General features: G+C 64.9%; 12 protein-coding genes. 2 read left to right on the top strand and 10 right to left on the bottom strand.

Features of this window, described 5'->3' with window-relative positions:
• Positions 1-93: 93 nt before the first annotated feature.
• The 6 genes from AC0L3S_RS07780 to AC0L3S_RS07755 form a co-directional block, all read right to left on the bottom strand.
• The gene (locus AC0L3S_RS07780; protein ID WP_473262560.1) at positions 94-1,461 is read right to left on the bottom strand and encodes a M16 family metallopeptidase; all 1,368 of its coding nucleotides are present in this window, start codon (positions 1,459-1,461) and stop codon (positions 94-96) included.
• Complete coding sequence (locus tag AC0L3S_RS07775) at positions 1,458-2,852, bottom strand: M16 family metallopeptidase (RefSeq protein WP_473262561.1); 1,395 nt, start codon at positions 2,850-2,852, stop codon at positions 1,458-1,460. Before AC0L3S_RS07775 ends, AC0L3S_RS07780 begins: the two co-directional genes overlap by 4 nt.
• 198 nt (positions 2,853-3,050) lie before the next feature.
• A complete protein-coding gene (locus tag AC0L3S_RS07770) occupies positions 3,051-3,776 on the bottom strand; it encodes a hypothetical protein (RefSeq protein WP_473262720.1) in 726 nt (241 codons plus the stop codon).
• 97 nt (positions 3,777-3,873) lie between these two features.
• Positions 3,874-4,368, bottom strand: a complete 495-nt coding sequence (gene lspA / locus AC0L3S_RS07765; RefSeq protein ID WP_473278623.1) for a signal peptidase II — start codon at positions 4,366-4,368, stop codon at positions 3,874-3,876.
• A 164-nt stretch (positions 4,369-4,532) separates the two neighbouring features.
• Positions 4,533-7,541: an isoleucine--tRNA ligase gene (ileS, locus tag AC0L3S_RS07760; RefSeq protein ID WP_473278622.1), complete on the bottom strand. Its 3,009-nt coding sequence runs from the start codon at positions 7,539-7,541 to the stop codon at positions 4,533-4,535.
• 202 nt (positions 7,542-7,743) lie between these two features.
• Complete coding sequence (locus AC0L3S_RS07755) at positions 7,744-8,715, bottom strand: bifunctional riboflavin kinase/FAD synthetase (protein ID WP_473278621.1); 972 nt, start codon at positions 8,713-8,715, stop codon at positions 7,744-7,746.
• A 228-nt stretch (positions 8,716-8,943) separates the two neighbouring features.
• On the opposite strand from AC0L3S_RS07755, the gene AC0L3S_RS07750 reads away from it, so the two are divergent.
• Positions 8,944-9,339, top strand: coding sequence for a response regulator (locus AC0L3S_RS07750; protein ID WP_007596883.1), 396 nt, complete (start codon positions 8,944-8,946; stop codon positions 9,337-9,339).
• Positions 9,340-9,459: 120 nt separating this feature from the next.
• On the opposite strand, the gene AC0L3S_RS07745 is transcribed toward AC0L3S_RS07750, so the two are convergent.
• From AC0L3S_RS07745 to AC0L3S_RS07735, 3 genes are all read right to left on the bottom strand, one after another.
• Entirely contained in the window at positions 9,460-10,314 is an 855-nt protein-coding gene (locus AC0L3S_RS07745; protein ID WP_473262567.1) for a TIGR01459 family HAD-type hydrolase, read from the bottom strand.
• A 15-nt stretch (positions 10,315-10,329) separates the two neighbouring features.
• Complete coding sequence (locus AC0L3S_RS07740; RefSeq protein WP_473278620.1) at positions 10,330-11,805, bottom strand: EAL domain-containing protein; 1,476 nt, start codon at positions 11,803-11,805, stop codon at positions 10,330-10,332.
• 141 nt (positions 11,806-11,946) lie between these two features.
• On the bottom strand, positions 11,947-13,509 hold the full coding sequence (locus AC0L3S_RS07735) for a winged helix-turn-helix domain-containing tetratricopeptide repeat protein (protein ID WP_473278619.1): 1,563 nt from the start codon (positions 13,507-13,509) through the stop codon (positions 11,947-11,949).
• Between the two features lie 119 nt (positions 13,510-13,628).
• Here AC0L3S_RS07735 and AC0L3S_RS07730 point away from each other — a divergent pair, with 119 nt between their 5' ends.
• On the top strand, positions 13,629-14,468 hold the full coding sequence (locus AC0L3S_RS07730) for a class I SAM-dependent methyltransferase (RefSeq protein ID WP_473278618.1): 840 nt from the start codon (positions 13,629-13,631) through the stop codon (positions 14,466-14,468).
• 45 nt (positions 14,469-14,513) lie between these two features.
• Here the strand turns inward: AC0L3S_RS07730 and AC0L3S_RS07725 are convergent, their stop codons facing one another.
• Positions 14,514-15,644: a YihY/virulence factor BrkB family protein gene (locus AC0L3S_RS07725; protein WP_473278617.1), complete on the bottom strand. Its 1,131-nt coding sequence runs from the start codon at positions 15,642-15,644 to the stop codon at positions 14,514-14,516.

Here is a 15,644-nt window from a genome sequence, read left to right as displayed (position 1 = left end):
CGGACATATCCCGGACGCCCAAGTTCGGCAATGGCGCCCCGAAATGCAAATGGCCGGGCGAGCCCGGCCATTTCAGGAAGCGTAAGAAAGACGTCAGTTCGACTTCGTCGCCGGTGCGGCTGCCGGTTGCGCCGCGGCCTGCGGAGCGCGGCCGACGACGACGGTCAGCAGGCCCTGGCCCCAGAGGCGCCTTGCGGCCGCCTTGGCGTCGTCCATGGTGACCGCATCGACGACGGCGTTGCGCTTCTCGATATAGTCGATCGGCAGCTTGTCCTGCTGATATTGCAGCAGCGCCTGCGCGAGCTTCGAGGAGGTGTCGAGCGCCAGCATCTGCGAGCCCTTGAGGTAGGACTTGGCCTCGTCGAGCTCCTTCTGCGTCGGGCCTTCCTCGGCGATCCGGCGCACTTCCTTGTCGATCGCGTCGATAGTGTCGCCGGCGCGGTCGGCGCGGGTGCCGGTATTGCCAATGAAGACCGCCGAATGCTCCATCCAGAGCAGCGATTCGAACACCGAATAGGCCAGCCCGCGCTTCTCGCGCACCTCGCGATAGAGCCGCGAGGACAACCCGCCGCCGCCGAGGATGTGGTTGACGACATAGGCTGCCATGAAGTTCGGATCGCTGCGTTTCACCCCGGGGCCGCCGAAGGTGATCACGGTCTGGGGCACGTCGAGCGCCACGAAGGCGCGTTGCGGCGGCTTGGCGGCCTCGACGTCGGGGACCGGCACGAGGTTAGCCTTGGCGGGCAGGCTGCCAAACGTGTGGTCGAGAAGCTTTCCGAGCGAATCGGGATCCACGTCGCCAACCACCGCGATCCTGAGCGTGTCCTTGGCGAGCACGCGGGCGACATAATCCTTCATGTCGGCAACCGTGATGGTTGGAACGCTGTCGAGGTTGCCGTTGGACTGCCGGCTATAGGGATGATCGCCGAAGGCAACCTCCAGGAATTTGCGGCTCGCCAGCGAGGTCGGGTTGGTGGTCTCGCGGCGCAGGCCCGAGATTACCTGCGAGCGAATGCGTTCGACGTCGGCGGTTTCGAAATGCGGCGAGGTCAGCGCGCTTCGCAGCAGGTCGAAGGCCTCGTCTTTGTTGTCGCGCAGCATGCGCAGGCTGCCGCGGAACGTGTCGCGGGTGGCGCTGAAAGAGAGCTCGATGGCGCGGCGATCGAGCCGCTCATGGAAGGTCTTGGAATCGAGATCGCCGGAGCCTTCGTCGAGGAGATCGCCGACCAGATTGGCGACGCCCGACTTGTCCTTGGGATCCTGGGCCGAGCCGCCGGCAAAGGAATATTCCATGGCGATCAGCGGCACGGTCGCATCCTGCACGAACCAGGCTTCGATGCCGCCCGGCGAGGTCAAGTGCTGGATCTTTGCAGCCGCCTGCGACGGAGAGACGGTAGCAAGCGCGAGTGCCGCGCCGGTGGCAAAGGAGAATGCAACACGTCGAAGGAAGGGATAGGTCACGAACGCTTCTCCTCGCGCTTGGCGGCGCCGGTGTCCTTGATCAGATAGCCCGTCACCGAGCGCTTCTTCTCGAGCCATTTCTGCGCGACGGTGCGGACCTGCTCGGCGGTGACGGCGCGGATGCGATCGGGCCAGCTCCGGATGTCTTCGATCGACAGGCCTGTGGTCAATGCACCGCCATACCAGCGTGCCAGCACCGCTTGGTTGTCCTGGGCGTAGATGGCCTCGGCGATGAGCTGGGTCTTGACCCGCTCGAGATCCTCGGCACGGATCGGATTTTGCGCGATGTCGGCAATGACGCCGTCGATCACCTGCTCGACCTCGGCGAAGCTGACGCCGGATTTGGGGGAAGCCGAGATCGCGAACTGGGTCGGGTCGAGCGAGATGCTCGAATAGCTGGCGCTGGCGGAGACCGCGAGCGGCTTGTCGACCACGAGCGCGCGGTAGAGATAGGAATTGTTGCCGCTGCCCATCAGCTGCGCCAGCACGTCGAGGGCCGCGCTTTCGCCGGCTGCAGCCGTGGTCGCCGAGGGCACCAGGTAATAGCGCCGCAAACCGGGTTGCTCGACGCGCGGATCGGCCAGGGTCACGGTGCGCGGCGCCGCGGGCTCCGGCTCCTGCGGGCGGACGCGGCGCGCCGGGATCGCCGGTTGGGCCGGGATGGACCCGAAATTGCGCTCGACCAGCGGGCGGATGTCGGCGGGCTCGACGTCACCGGCGATCACGAGGGTCGCGTTGTTCGGCGCATAGAAGCGGCGGTAGAAGGCTAGCGCATCCTCGCGATCGAGCTTCTCGATCTCCTGGTGCCAGCCGATCACCGGCCGGCCGTAGGGATGGTTGAGATAGAGCGCGGCCATGATCTGCTCGTTTAGCCGCGCGTCCGGATTGTTGGCGACGCGCATGTTGTACTCTTCGAGCACGACGTCACGCTCCGGCAGCACGTTCTCGTCCTTGAGGATCAGGCCGGTCATGCGGTCGGCCTCGAACTCCATCATCTTCGGCAGCTGCTCTTTCGGCACCCGCTGGTAATAGTTGGTGTAGTCGACCGAGGTCGAGGCGTTCTCGTTGCCCCCGACGCGGAGCACGGTCTGGGAGAATTCGCCGACCGGATGCTTCGATGTACCCTTGAACATCAGGTGCTCGAGGAAGTGCGCGAGCCCGGACTTGCCCGGCGTCTCGTCCGCCGAGCCGACCTTGTACCAGATCATTTCCGTGACGACGGGCGTGCGGTGGTCGGGAATCACCACGACCTGCATGCCATTAGCAAGCGTGAAGCTGGCGGGCGGAGCCGATGTCACCGTGGTCTGCGCAAGGGATGCGCCGGCCGTCAGAACACTCGTCGAAAGCAGCGCGGCAAGGAGGCGGGCAGCCGATCGGTAAGAGGACATCATGATCCTTCTGAAAGGCCGAGCCCGGGTGTCCGGCTCGGAGGCACGGCATGGTACACCGTGCGGCAAACGCTTCGCGTCACGAAGCAGAGAACTCAACTCGGGCGCAAGTTACTGATAAGCAATTAAAGACCGCGTCCGGCGCGCACGAGCCGCCGGCGCGGGACCGGGTCTGTCGGGATGTCGCAAAGGGACAGGAGGCTATTGTTCCTTGTCCTTGCCGGACATGATGTCGAAATAGGTCCGCCTCGTCTTGTCCTCTCCGGCGCCATAGGCGTAGCTCGGCGACGGCGTCTGGTAGCCCGGCGGCGGCTCGACCAGTGACTGGCGCGGCGGCTCGGTCGTGAATTGCTTGGCCTCGCCTTTGTTGTTCGACATCATGCCCCACAGGCCGCCGGTGAAACCGAGCTGGGCCGGGCTGAGCGACGGATTGCCGTTGGTGCCCGGCTGAATAGGATCATTGCTCGTGCGCTCGGGTGCGGCTGTCCTGCCGACCTCCATCTCGGCGGGCGACAACGCCCGGCCTGCCTGCCAGCTCTCCGTGGCCTTGACGGCCTTCTTCCGCTGCGCGATGGCCTCCTTGCGGCGCCTCTCGTCAGGGTCCTTCGGCCAGTTCGGTGCGTTCTTGGCTTCAACGCCGGCGGGTGGCGGCAGGTCGAGCTTGGGTGGTACCACCAGCGGCGACCGCTCGCGGTATTCGATACCCTTCTTCTCCATGCTCTTGGCGCCGATGCCGGACATCAGATTGTCGATGAGCTTCTCTTCGAAGGTCATGTCGTCATCGTCCTCGCCGTCGTCGCCGGCGCGAGCGGCGCCAGCCGACATGACGAGACCGATGCCGAGCGCGACAGCGGACAATTTCAACGCCCGCCAGAACCCCTGCCGGGGGTCTCCAACCATCGAACTGCTGGTCTTCGAGCTGCGCATCACTGTACCTGTTCCAAATTGTGGCAGTTTGCCGCTCTCGCGCGGCATAATCCCTCGCAAAAGCAAGGTTCCGCCTGCCGGTCCGTATCGGCCGGGATCAGGGCGCTTTTGCGGCGGGTACCCCCAGGAAGGAATCATACAATAGCGCCGCCACGCCAGCAACGATGGCGACGTCCGCGAGGTTGAACACGTACCAATTATAGGTTTTTCCGCCGATCTCGACGTGAAACAGGGCGAAATCGACCACCGCGCCGTAGGCCAGGCGGTCGATGCCATTTCCGATGGCGCCGCCGATGATCAGGCCGAGGGCGATGGTTGCCAGCAGGGTGTGCGAGCGGGCCATCCAGATCGCCAGCGCGACCACGGCGAGGACCTTGACGGCCATCAGCGCCATTTGCGCAGCCTGGCCGTCGTTCTGGAGCCAGCCGAAGCTGATGCCGATGTTCCAGGCCAGCACCAGGTCGAAGAACGGCGTCACCTCGACCGCGCCGCGACGGGCGAGGTCGAACACGTTCAGCAGCCAGAGCTTTGAGGCCTGGTCGGCCACGAGCGTGGCCAGGGCCGCGAGGATGCCGGCGCGGAGCGGGGTCATGCAGGGGAGATCTCTGTCGCCACCACAAACACCGCCGTCGTCCCGGCGAAGGCCGGGACCCATACTCCGAGGCGGAAGTTGTTTGAGGGACTCGTGGTCATCGGCCTTCGCTGCAATCGGCGGTCGTGGTTATGGGTCCCGGCCTTCGCCGGGACGACGCAGAGTTAAACGCTGCCCCCCAGGGCCTTCCATTCACGCAGCGCCTTGGCGTCGCGCGGGGTGACGTCGGGATATTCGGGGTCTTCACCCACCGCCGGCGAAATCTTCCAGGAGCGGGCGCATTTCGTGCCGACCGCCTTCTCCACCACGACTGCGACGCCTGGCACGGCATCGAGACGGAATGCGGAAGCCGGCGCCTCGCCCTCGCGCACCTCGTAGTTCGAGGTGATGCAGATCTCGGCGAGGTCGGTGTCGAACAGGGTTGCAAGCATGTCGCGGTCGGCGACATAGATGACCGGCGAGGCCTCCAGCGACGAGCCGATGTTCTTGGCGGCGCGTTCGAGCTCCAGCGCACCGGTGACGAGGCGGCGGACATTGCGGATCGCTTCCCACTTCGCGGCGAGCTTGTCGTCGCGCAGGCTTTCGAGGTCGTCGGGAAACTGCGTCAGATGAACCGAGGGCTCGGCGTCGGGCCTGTACATGCGCCAGGCTTCCTCCGCGGTGAAGCTGAGGATCGGCGCCAGCCATTTCAGGATCGAGCTGCACAACAGATCGATCGTGGTCAGCGCCGCCTTGCGCGTCGGCGAGGACGCCGGATCGCAATACAGCGTGTCCTTGCGGATGTCGAAATAGAACGCGGAGAGCTCACTGTTCAGGAAGGCGGACAAGGTTGCGACCACGGTCTTGTAGTCGAACTCCTGATAGGCCTTGCGGACGACGGCAGCACGGACCGCGAGCTCGTGCAGCATCAGCCGTTCGAGCTCGGGCATGTCGGCGGGCGCGACTGCGTCGGCCGGCTTGTAGTGATCCAGCGTTCCCAGCATCCAGCGCACGGTGTTGCGCAGCTTGCGATAGGTCTCGATGGTGTTCTTCAGGATCTCCGGGCCGATACGCTGGTCGTCGGCATAGTCGGTGGCGCAGACCCACAGGCGCAGGATATCCGCGCCCGAATCCTTGATCACCTTCTGTGGCTCGACGGTGTTGCCGATCGACTTCGACATCTTGCGGCCATTCTCGTCGAGCGTGAAGCCATGGGTGAGCACGATGTCGTAGGGCGCGCGGCCGCGCGTGCCGGCGCTCTCCAGCAGCGAGGAGTGAAACCAGCCGCGATGCTGGTCGCTGCCTTCCAGATACATCACGGTGTCGTCGCCGCCATCGACCTTGCGGACGATATTGCCGAGCTGCGGGAAGTTCTGGCGATCCTCGAGCACGAAGGCATGTGTGGAGCCGGAATCGAACCAGACGTCGCAGATGTCGTCGATCTTCTTCCAGTCTTCCTTCGCGCGCGATCCAAGGAAGCGCTCGCGGGCGCCTTCCATGTACCAGGCGTCGGCGCCTTCCTCCATGAAGGCCTCGGTGATGCGCTGATTGACGGTCTCGTCCTGCAGGATCTCGGCCGAGCCGTCGCTCTTCTCGCGCACGAACACGGCGATCGGAACGCCCCAGGCGCGCTGGCGCGAGATCACCCAGTCCGGACGGTTGGCGATCATGCCGTTGATGCGGTTCTCACCCGACGGCGGCACCCATTGTGTGACCGAGATCGCATGCAGCGCGCGGGCCCGCAGTGTATCGCCCTTGTTGGCATGGCCATTCTCGCTGATGTCCTTGTCCATCGCGATGAACCATTGCGGCGTGTTGCGGAAGATGACCGGCTTTTTCGAGCGCCAGGAATGCGGATATTGGTGCTTGAGGCGGCCGCGCGCGAGCAGCTTGCCGGCCTCGATCAACGCCTTGATCACGGCTTCATTGGCATCGCCCTTCTCACCCTTGTCGTTGAGCACGCGCTTGCCGGTGAAGCCGGGGGCCTGCGCGGTATAGGCGCCGTTCTCGTCGACAGTGTAGGGGATAGCGGTCGAGATGCCGCGCTCATCGAGCTCGCGGGTATTGGCCATCCAGACGTCGAAGTCTTCGCGGCCGTGGCTCGGCGCGGTGTGCACGAATCCGGTGCCGGTATCGTCCGTAACATGCTCGCCGGCGAGCAGCGGCACGATAAACTCGTAGCCGCCATCGAGGCCGCGCAAGGGATGGGCGCACTCCACGGCGTCCAAGGTGTCGCCGGGAATGTCGCGCAGCTTCTCATAGGCCGTGACGCGCGCCTGCTTGAACACCTCTGCGGCAAGCGCGTCGGCCAGGATCAGGAGATCGCCGGTCTTCGCCCAATTGTCCGCGGCCGCATCCGTCACCTTGTAGAGGCCGTAGGCGATCTTCGGTGAGAACGAGATCGCGCGGTTGCCGGGCAGTGTCCACGGCGTGGTGGTCCAGATCACGACCGAAGCATTGGCGAGCGCACCATGGGCCGGGGACGTGACGGGAAACTTCACCCACACCATGTCGGAGGTGTAGTCCTCGTACTCGACCTCGGCCTCGGCGAGCGCGGTCTTCTCGACCACGCTCCACATCACCGGCTTGGAGCCGCGATACAGCGTCCCGTTGGCGGCGAACTTCATCAGCTCGCGGGCGATCTGCGCTTCGGCGGGATAGCTCATCGTCTGGTAGGGATGATCCCAGTCGCCGATGATGCCGAGGCGCTTGAATTCCTCGCGCTGCACGTTGATCCAGTGTGTCGCATAGGCGCGGCATTCTTTCCGGAACGCCACCATCGCAGCGGAGTCGCGGAAGTCGGGCTTCTGCTTGCCCTTGGAGCGGTAGTTCTCTTCCTCGATCTTCCATTCGATCGGCAGGCCGTGGCAGTCCCAGCCAGGCACATAGTTGGAGTCGAAGCCGAGCATCTGCTGGCTCTTGGTCACGACGTCCTTGAGGATCTTGTTCAGCGCGTGGCCGATATGGATGTTGCCATTGGCGTAGGGCGGGCCGTCATGCAGCACGAATTTGGCGCGGCCCTGGGCTTCCTGGCGCAGCTTGTCGTAAAGGCCGATGTCGTTCCAGTATTTCAGCAGCTCCGGCTCGCGCTGCGGCAGGCCGGCGCGCATCGGGAATTCGGTCTGTGGCAGGAACAGGGTTTTCGAATAGTCTTTGGCTTCGGATTTTTGGGACTTTTGTGGCTTGTCGGACATGAGGCTGACTGGCTCGGAAGGGCGCGGGAACGGATCGCGATGCGGAATCGCGGGTGAAACGACAACATCCCGGTCTTGCGCCGAGCCGAAGGCTCAGGCGGAAGCCGGGCCGCTAATCCCTATGATGCGCCGCGCAAACATGGGCTCTCCATAGCAGGGGGGCGGGGGAAGCGCAAAAGGTTCGGCGGGCCGGTTTCCGACCTCAATCGATGATACCAAGCCTCGGAAACGCGTCCGGGGCGGCGGCGAGCATGGCGCGGGCGCGGGCGGAATCGTCGTCCATCTGGCGGATCAGGGCCTCCAGGCTGTCGAATTTCAGCTCCTCGCGGATGAAGCCGATAAAGGCGCAGTCGAGCGTCTGTCCGTAAAGATCGCCTTTGAAGTCGAACAGGAAGATCTCCAGCAGCGGCGCACCATTATCAAACGTCGGGCGGCGGCCGAAGCTTGCGACCCCGTCCAGCCGCTCCGCGCCGCGGCCGACCCGCACCGCGTAGATGCCGTGCTTGAGGCCGCAATTGGCATCTAGGCGGATATTGGCGGTGGGATAACCGAGGTCGCGGCCGCGCTTCTCGCCGTGGATGACCTCGCCGGTGATGAACCAGGGCGCGCCGAGCATGGCCGTGGCCTCGTCGAGTTGGCCTTCGGCGAGCGCGATCCGGATCGCGCTGGACGAGACCGGCCGCTCGTCGATATCGACATGCGGCTGCACGTCGACCTCGATGCCGAGCCGGGGCGCCTCGCTGACGAGGAGGCTCGGCGAGCCGACCCGACCCTTGCCGAAGTGGAAGTCGTAGCCGACGGCGATTCCGCCGATGCCCAGGCGCCCGATCAGGTCGTGGTGAATGAAGTCTTGCGCGCTGGTCCCGGCGCGGGACTTGTCGAAGGTCATGACCACGGCGCCGTCAAGTCCGGTGCCGGCCAGAAGCCGCAGCTTGGCACGCTCGTCCGTCAGGCGGAATTGCGGGGTGTTGGGGCTGAAAAACCGGCGCGGATGCGGCTCGAAGGTCAATGCCAGCGCAGGGCGGCCATGTATCCGGCCCATTTCCAGGGCTGCAGCGATCACGGCGCGATGGCCGAGATGAACGCCGTCGAAATTGCCCATGGCGACCACGGCCCCCCTTGCAATGGCGGAGTCCGGCGTGGTGTCACGGATAATGGTAAAATGCGGAGCCATCAGGGGAATCTCGAACCGGCGGGACCGGCCGGGACCGTGGCGCGACGGGCCGGATGAAGTCAAGCGGGAGGGGGCGGCCGCATCGAAAGCGATTTCAGTCCACCGGGGGCGTTGCCAGTTAACGCGCTGTTTAACGCCTTGGTGCTAGTCCTTGGGCATGGAACCGCGGGGCTCCGGCCCGGCTGGTCCGATCGTAATATTTCCTGGGTTTGCGTTGGGGGAGTCGAGATGGCGGTTGATTTGTCGATGTCGGTTCTGGTGGTTGACGACTACAGCACCATGATCCGTATCATCAGGAACCTCCTGAAGCAGCTTGGCTTCGAGAATATCGATGATGCAAGCGACGGTTCGGCAGCGCTGAACAAGATGCGCGGCAAGAAGTACGGGCTCGTGATTTCCGACTGGAACATGGAGCCGATGACGGGTTACGACCTGCTGCGCGAAGTGCGCGCGGATCCGAACCTCGCCACCACGCCCTTCATCATGATCACGGCCGAATCAAAGACCGAGAACGTGATCGCGGCCAAGAAGGCCGGGGTGAACAACTACATCGTCAAGCCGTTCAACGCGGCGACGCTGAAGACCAAGATCGAGGCGGTCTTCCCGGACATGGCGAGCGCGTAAGGCGCGATCGAAGCCATCGGTTGAATTCGGAAGGCCCGGGCGATTGTCCCGGGCTTTCTGCGTCGGGTTCGACGTTCCGGAATCGACGCCCCATATCAACCGGGAATGAGGATCAACTCGCTACCACTTCAGTTCGCGCATCAGCGCCTTAGGCGGATGGCCGAACAATTCCAGCACCGAAGCCGGGTCGAGCTGGTCGAGACCCTCGAACTCCTCGGCATGGATGCCGCGGGTCACGAACAGGCAATCGATGCCGAACGCGCGCGCGCCGGTGAGGTCGGTCCGGACGGAATCGCCGATCGCGAGCACCTTTTTGCGGTCGATCTGGTGGCCCTGGCGTTCGCCGGCGAGCGCCATCGCGCGCTCATAGATCGGCCGGTGCGGCTTGCCGTAGAAGATCACCTCGCCGCCGAGCTCGCGATAGAGCTCCGCGATCGCGCCGGCGCAATAGATCAGCCGGTCGCCGCGTTCCACCACGATGTCGGGGTTGGCACAAACCAGCGTCAGCTTGCGCTCGCGCGCCTTCAGCATCATGCCGCGATAGTCTTCCGCCGTCTCGGTCTCGTCGTCATAGAGGCCGGTGCAGACGATGTAATCCGCCTCCTCCAGCGGCGCGGTCACCGCATCGAGGCCGCGATAGATCGAGTTGTCGCGCTCGGGGCCGAGCCAGAACATCTTGCGGCCGGGATGGTCGGCGACATAGAGCCGCGTCAGGTCGCCTGACGACACGATCGCGTCATAGGTCTCGTCGGCGACGCCTAGCTTGCGCAACTGCCGCTGCACAGAGTCGGCCGGGCGCGGCGCGTTGGTGATCAGGATCACCGTACCGCCGCGGCTGCGATAGGTGTGCAGTGCCTCGCAGGCTTCGGGAAAGGCTTCGAGACCGTTATGGACCACGCCCCAGATGTCGCTGAGCACGACGTCCACGCCCGCCACGAGTTCACGCAGGCTTTCGGCGAAATGCAGCGTGGTCATGATGCGTGCGGCCGATCAGATGCGGCGCGCGAGCGCGGCGTTGCCGGTGACGCGCTGTGGCGCAGACGCAGCCGACGTCGCGCCTGAGCTGGGTATGCCGGAGCCATTGGATCCCTGAGTGTCCTGTGCCTGGTTCGGCGCGGCGGTAGCAGATGACCCCTCTGGCCGCAATGGCCGGGGCGGCGCGAACAGGAACCCCTGGCCGAACCGCACGTCATAGTCGAGCAGGTCGATCACGGCGCGCTCGCCCTCGATGCGCTCGGCGATCAGGTCGATGCCGAAGCGGCCGAGCAGGTCGGAGAGGTCGGACGGGTGGATGTCCGAGGCCGAAGCCTGCCTGGGGTCGAGCAGGAGCGAGGCGGGCACCTTGATGAAGCGCACGCCGCGATCGGCGAGCTCGCGCGGTTCGATACGCAAATCGGTGACATGGTCGATCGAGAAACGGAAGCCGCGCTGGGCGAGCGCGGCGAGATTCTCAGTCTCGACCGGACCCAGGTTGCGGAAGGTCGATTGCTTGAATTCCAGCACCAGCGAGGGCGCCAGCGCCCGATTGGCTTCGAGGAAATCGAGGTATTGCGCGAAGGTCGTGGAATTCCCGAGCGTGGAAGCTGCGACGTTGCAGAATACGCCGACCTCCTTGTTGCGTACCATCAGGCGTCGCAGCACCTGCACGCAGCGCAGCATCACCATGTTGTCGATGCGCCCGATCAGGCCGGAGGCCTCCGCGATGCTGATGAACTCCTCGGCCGCCACCAGTTGGTCGCGCTCGTCGCGCAGGCGCGTCACGGCCTCGTAGAAGCGGACCTTGCGCTGCGGCAGCGTCACCATCGGCTGGAGGAAGATGTCGATGCGGTTCTCGTCGATCGCGTTGCGGAGCGTCGCCAGCAATTGGGTCTGGTTGCGGCCGTTTGCCGTCTGAACCGGAGTGGCGGTCTGGGTCTGAATCGCCGGTGTTGCCGGCCGCGGCGGCGGCGCGGCCGCCGGGGGAGGGGCAGCCGGCCGCTCCTCTTCGAACGGGGCCATCAGGTCGAGCGGCGCGTCCGGCTCCTGCCTTGCGACCGGAGCTGGGGCCGGCACCGGCGCGTTGCCGGCCATCAGATCCTCATGGGCCGACACGGTGGTGGCGAGCTGCCTCACCAATCCGCCGAGCTCGTTGATCTCGCCGATCACCGACTGAATGCGGTCTGAGTTGGTCGAATTGGAGGAGGCGATGCGTGCTTCGATCGTGGCAAGCCGGCGGCCGAACTCGGCGACCTGGCGGGCGAGATCTGCGGTGCCGCGCGAAAGGTCGGCGATCTGGCCGCCGACGTCGTTGCGGTCGCGCAACCGCATCGACACTGCATTGTAGAGGATCAGGAAGGTCAGCGCCGTCAGCGCTACGATCGCGGATTCGGTTCCGCTGATGCCGGCGACCGCGTAGAGCACGAGCCCGAGCGAGGCGGCGACCAGGACCATGCAGATGGCGATGAAGATCGTCGAGATACGAATCATGCCGCGCGTTACGCCTCAAGAGCTGACTGCCTGACCGGGAAAATACGGGCGGCGTCTCGAACCCGTCACGCCGCATGCTCCCCCAAGCGGCATAAGCTTAACATCATTGTTGATTCGAGGGGATAGCGGCTCTCTTGCGGCTCAAGTCAGGCCAGCCCGGCGAAAACCTTCCAGATAGCGCTCGCGGTCGGGGGCGAGCTTGATCGGCATGAACTCTGCGATCCAGGCGAGCGAGACGTTCGGCTGGGCGCGGCAGAGTTCCTTCAGCGCCGCACGGGCAATCTCGCCGTGACCCGCCATGCCGGCGGCCGCAGTCAGTACCCGGTGCGCGCCGACGAAGTCGCTACGCTGGCGCAAGGCCTCCTGGGCGAGCCGGATGGCCTCCTCGTCGTCGCCGCCAAGAAAACGGGCATAGGCGGCGATGCCGAAATAGACGGGGGCATAGGGGTCGCGCGGACTGAGACGGATGGCGCGGCTCGCGGCCTCGTCGGCATCCTGCCAGCGCCCGCAATAGCCCAGCGCCAGGCCATAATAGCCCTGCGCTAGCGCAAAGTTTGGATTGAGCCGCAGCGCGGTCTCGAATTCGGCAAGCGAATCGTCGAATCGCCGCGCGAACAGATCGACATGGCCGAGCGCATTATGGGCCCAGGCATCCTCGTCGTCGGCGCGAATCGCGGCCCGCGCCGCACGCTCGGCGGCCGGCATTGCCGCGGTCATATCCATCCAGCCCATATGCGCCGTGAACATGTAGCTGGTGCCGAGCAGTCCGAGCGCCTTGCCGTAGTTGGGGTCTAGTGCGATGGCCTTTTCGAGCAGGGCCTGTGCGACCAGGTGGTCCTGCCGTGTCACGCGCCAATAGTGGGAGAGCGCGCGCATCAGCAGATCCCAAGCATCCATGCTCTCGGGCGCCTTGCGCTGGGCGCGAAAATTTTCCGCAGCGTAGAGCTGCGGCTCGATCGCGGCGACGATCTGTTCGGTGATCTCGTCCTGCACGGCGAAGACATCGGCGAGCTTGCGGTCGTAGCGTTCGGCCCAGAGATGGCTGCCGGTGGCGGTGTCGTTGAGCTGCGCGGTGATGCGGACGCGGTCGCCCTCCTTGCGAACGCTGCCCTCCACGACATAACGCACGCCGAGCTCCTCAGCGACCTGCCGCAGGTGAACCGTACGGCCCTTGTAGATGAAGGAGGAGTTGCGCGCGATGACGAAGAACCAACGCAACCTGGACAGCGCAGTGATGATGTCCTCGCTGATGCCATCGGAAAAATAATCCTGCTCGGCCTCGCCGCTCATATTGGTGAAGGGCAGGACGGCGATCGCGGGACGGTCGGGCAGCGGCAAGCCCGCCGGTGTCGGAGCAGCCGGCTTGATCGCAGCAGCCGGCTTTGTCGCCTCGGTGAGTTCAGTCACATCGCCGACGAACCGCACGCCCTTGCGCGCAATGGTGCGGATCAACCGCTGCTGCTCGCCAGTGTCGTTGACCGCGCGCCGCGCAGCGTTGATCCGGCTGGTCAGTGTCGATTCCGAGACGACGCGGCCGTTCCAAATCGCATCGAGCAGATTGTCCCGCGTCACCACGCGTTCGCGGTTGCGGACCAGATACAGCAGGAGGTCGAACACCTGGGGCTCAAGGGAGACGAGCGCACCCGACCGCCGCAGCTCGCGCCGCTCGGGATCGAGCACGAAATCCTCAAATCGATGCGCCACGCTGCGCCCCGGTCCACACCCGAAATCAAGGTGCTCTCAGCCTAAAATAACGCCGGTCTCAAGGCCAGAAGGCCACATGCGCCCTATCGTCCCGGCGTTTTCAACCGCAGGAGATTGCCATGTCGACATCCACAGCTCTCAAGCCGACCGCCGCCCAACCCGACCTTGCTGCCCTGAAGCAGCGCCAGCACGTTGCGTGGTCGTCCGGCGACTATGCCATCGTCGGCACCACCTTGCAGATCGTCGGCGAGCAGCTTTGTGAGGCCTTGGATTTACGCGCTGGCAGCAAGGTGCTGGACGTCGCCGCCGGCAATGGCAATGCGACGCTGGCCGCCGCACGACGCTGGTGCGACGTTACATCCACCGATTACGTGCCAGCGCTGCTCGAGCGTGGACAGGAGCGGGCGGCGGCGGACCATCTAACGGTCGAATTTCGCGAAGCGGACGCCGAAGCGCTCCCCTTTGCCGATGCGAGCTACGATGTCGTGCTCTCGACCTTCGGAGTGATGTTCACGCCCGACCAGGACCAGGCGGCCTCCGAGCTCGCGCGGGTCTGCAAATCCGGCGGCAAGATCGGCCTTGCCAACTGGACTCCACAGGGCTTCATCGGCCAACTGTTCAAGATCATCGGCAAGCATTTGCCGCCGCCGGCCGGTGTGAAGTCGCCGGCGCTGTGGGGCACGCAGGCTCGACTTGAGGAAATGTTCGGCGGCGCGGCCTCGGAGATCGCAGCCGAGCCGCGCATGTTCGTGTTCCGCTATCGCTCGCCCGACCACTGGCTCGAGGTCTTCAAATCCTATTATGGCCCGATGCTGAAGGCCTTCGCGGCGCTCGACGAGACCGCCCAGGCCGCGCTGCGGCACGATCTCATGACCCTGCTCGGTGAGTTCAATCATGCCGATGACGGCACGGTGGTCGTGCACAGCGAATATCTGGAGGCGGTGATCACCAAGCGCTGATTGTGGTCAAGACATGGTCAGGCCGGCTTTGGCCTGACCATCGCGTCAGGATGGCGCCGCAGCGCCGACCGTGTCGGCCGAGACGGCCTGGCGGGTGCCAAGCGGCTTGGGCGCCCCGGTGGTCGTGTCGCGCAGGGTCTGCCGTTCGATCTCCGAATTCAGTTCGGCCCCGAACATGATGACGATGGCCGACATCCACATCCACATCATCAAGCCAATCGCAGCGCCGAGCGAACCGTAGGTCGCGTTGTAATTGGCGAATTCCGAGAGATACCAGGACAGCAGCGCCGAGCCGGCGATCCAGAGGATAGCGGCCGTTACCGAGCCGAGGCTCAGCCATTGCCAGCGCGGGGCATCGCGGCTGGGCGCGAAGCGGTAGAGCACGGCGAGCGCCGCAAGGAGAATGACGAACAGCACCGGCCATCGCGCCAGCGCCACGATCAGCTTGCTTTCGGGCGCCATGCCGAGGTGGTTGAGCGCGAGCGGGAAGGCGACGACGGCGCCGACCATCAGCAGCAGGGCAACGATGCCGCCGACCGTGAAGGCCAGCGAGACCGTGTTCAGCCGGACGAAGCTGCGCTTTTCACGCTCCTCATAGGCGACGTTGAGGGCGTCGAAGATGGCTTTGACGCCGGCATTGGCGCTCCAGATCGCGAGCACGAGGCCAAACAGGAAAGTGACACCAAGGGTCGCACCGCCGTTCGACACGACGCGCGCCACCTGGTCCTCGACGATCTGGAACGCACCCTCGGGCAGCATCATCGCGAGCGATTGCAGGTTGGAACTGATCGTCGAGGGATCGGCGAACAGGCCATAGAATGAAACCAGAGCCGTGATGGCGGGAAAGATCGCGAGCAGTCCGAAAAAGACGACGCCGCCGGCGGTGGCGAGCAGGCGATCCTCGTCGATGCGCTGATAGGTGCGCCAGAGGATGTCCTTCCAGCCTGCCCACGGGATCGCGAACGGGCTTTTCGCGCGGCGGCCGCGGCCGGGCTGCGAGGCTGCGCCCGTCGGGCTGGTTTCCGGCGAATTCGCCTCGTCGTTGCGGTGGTCTTGCGGAGGTCCCGGCCGGATCATGCCAGAATCCTGGAAATACCGTTCCGCGGTGAGCACGAACACGGTCGTGGCTGCCACTAACAGCCAGCTGTCGAATTGCTCGGCGCGCCGCATACGCAT

The organism is Bradyrhizobium sp. Ken01 (assembly GCF_055807355.1).
Note: the sequence above shows the minus strand (reverse complement) of the source record. Positions and strands in the feature narration are given on the sequence as shown.

Coding starts and splice junctions, on each gene's coding strand:
- AC0L3S_RS07775 (WP_473262561.1), bottom strand. CDS start 2,852: ATGATGTCCTCTTACCGATCGGCTGCCCGCCTCCTTGCCGCGCTGCTT.
- AC0L3S_RS07770 (WP_473262720.1), bottom strand. CDS start 3,776: ATGCGCAGCTCGAAGACCAGCAGTTCGATGGTTGGAGACCCCCGGCAG.
- lspA (WP_473278623.1), bottom strand. CDS start 4,368: ATGACCCCGCTCCGCGCCGGCATCCTCGCGGCCCTGGCCACGCTCGTG.
- ileS (WP_473278622.1), bottom strand. CDS start 7,541: ATGTCCGACAAGCCACAAAAGTCCCAAAAATCCGAAGCCAAAGACTAT.
- AC0L3S_RS07755 (WP_473278621.1), bottom strand. CDS start 8,715: ATGGCTCCGCATTTTACCATTATCCGTGACACCACGCCGGACTCCGCC.
- AC0L3S_RS07750 (WP_007596883.1), top strand. CDS start 8,944: ATGGCGGTTGATTTGTCGATGTCGGTTCTGGTGGTTGACGACTACAGC.
- AC0L3S_RS07745 (WP_473262567.1), bottom strand. CDS start 10,314: ATGACCACGCTGCATTTCGCCGAAAGCCTGCGTGAACTCGTGGCGGGC.
- AC0L3S_RS07740 (WP_473278620.1), bottom strand. CDS start 11,805: ATGATTCGTATCTCGACGATCTTCATCGCCATCTGCATGGTCCTGGTC.
- AC0L3S_RS07730 (WP_473278618.1), top strand. CDS start 13,629: ATGTCGACATCCACAGCTCTCAAGCCGACCGCCGCCCAACCCGACCTT.
- AC0L3S_RS07725 (WP_473278617.1), bottom strand. CDS start 15,644: ATGCGTATGCGGCGCGCCGAGCAATTCGACAGCTGGCTGTTAGTGGCA.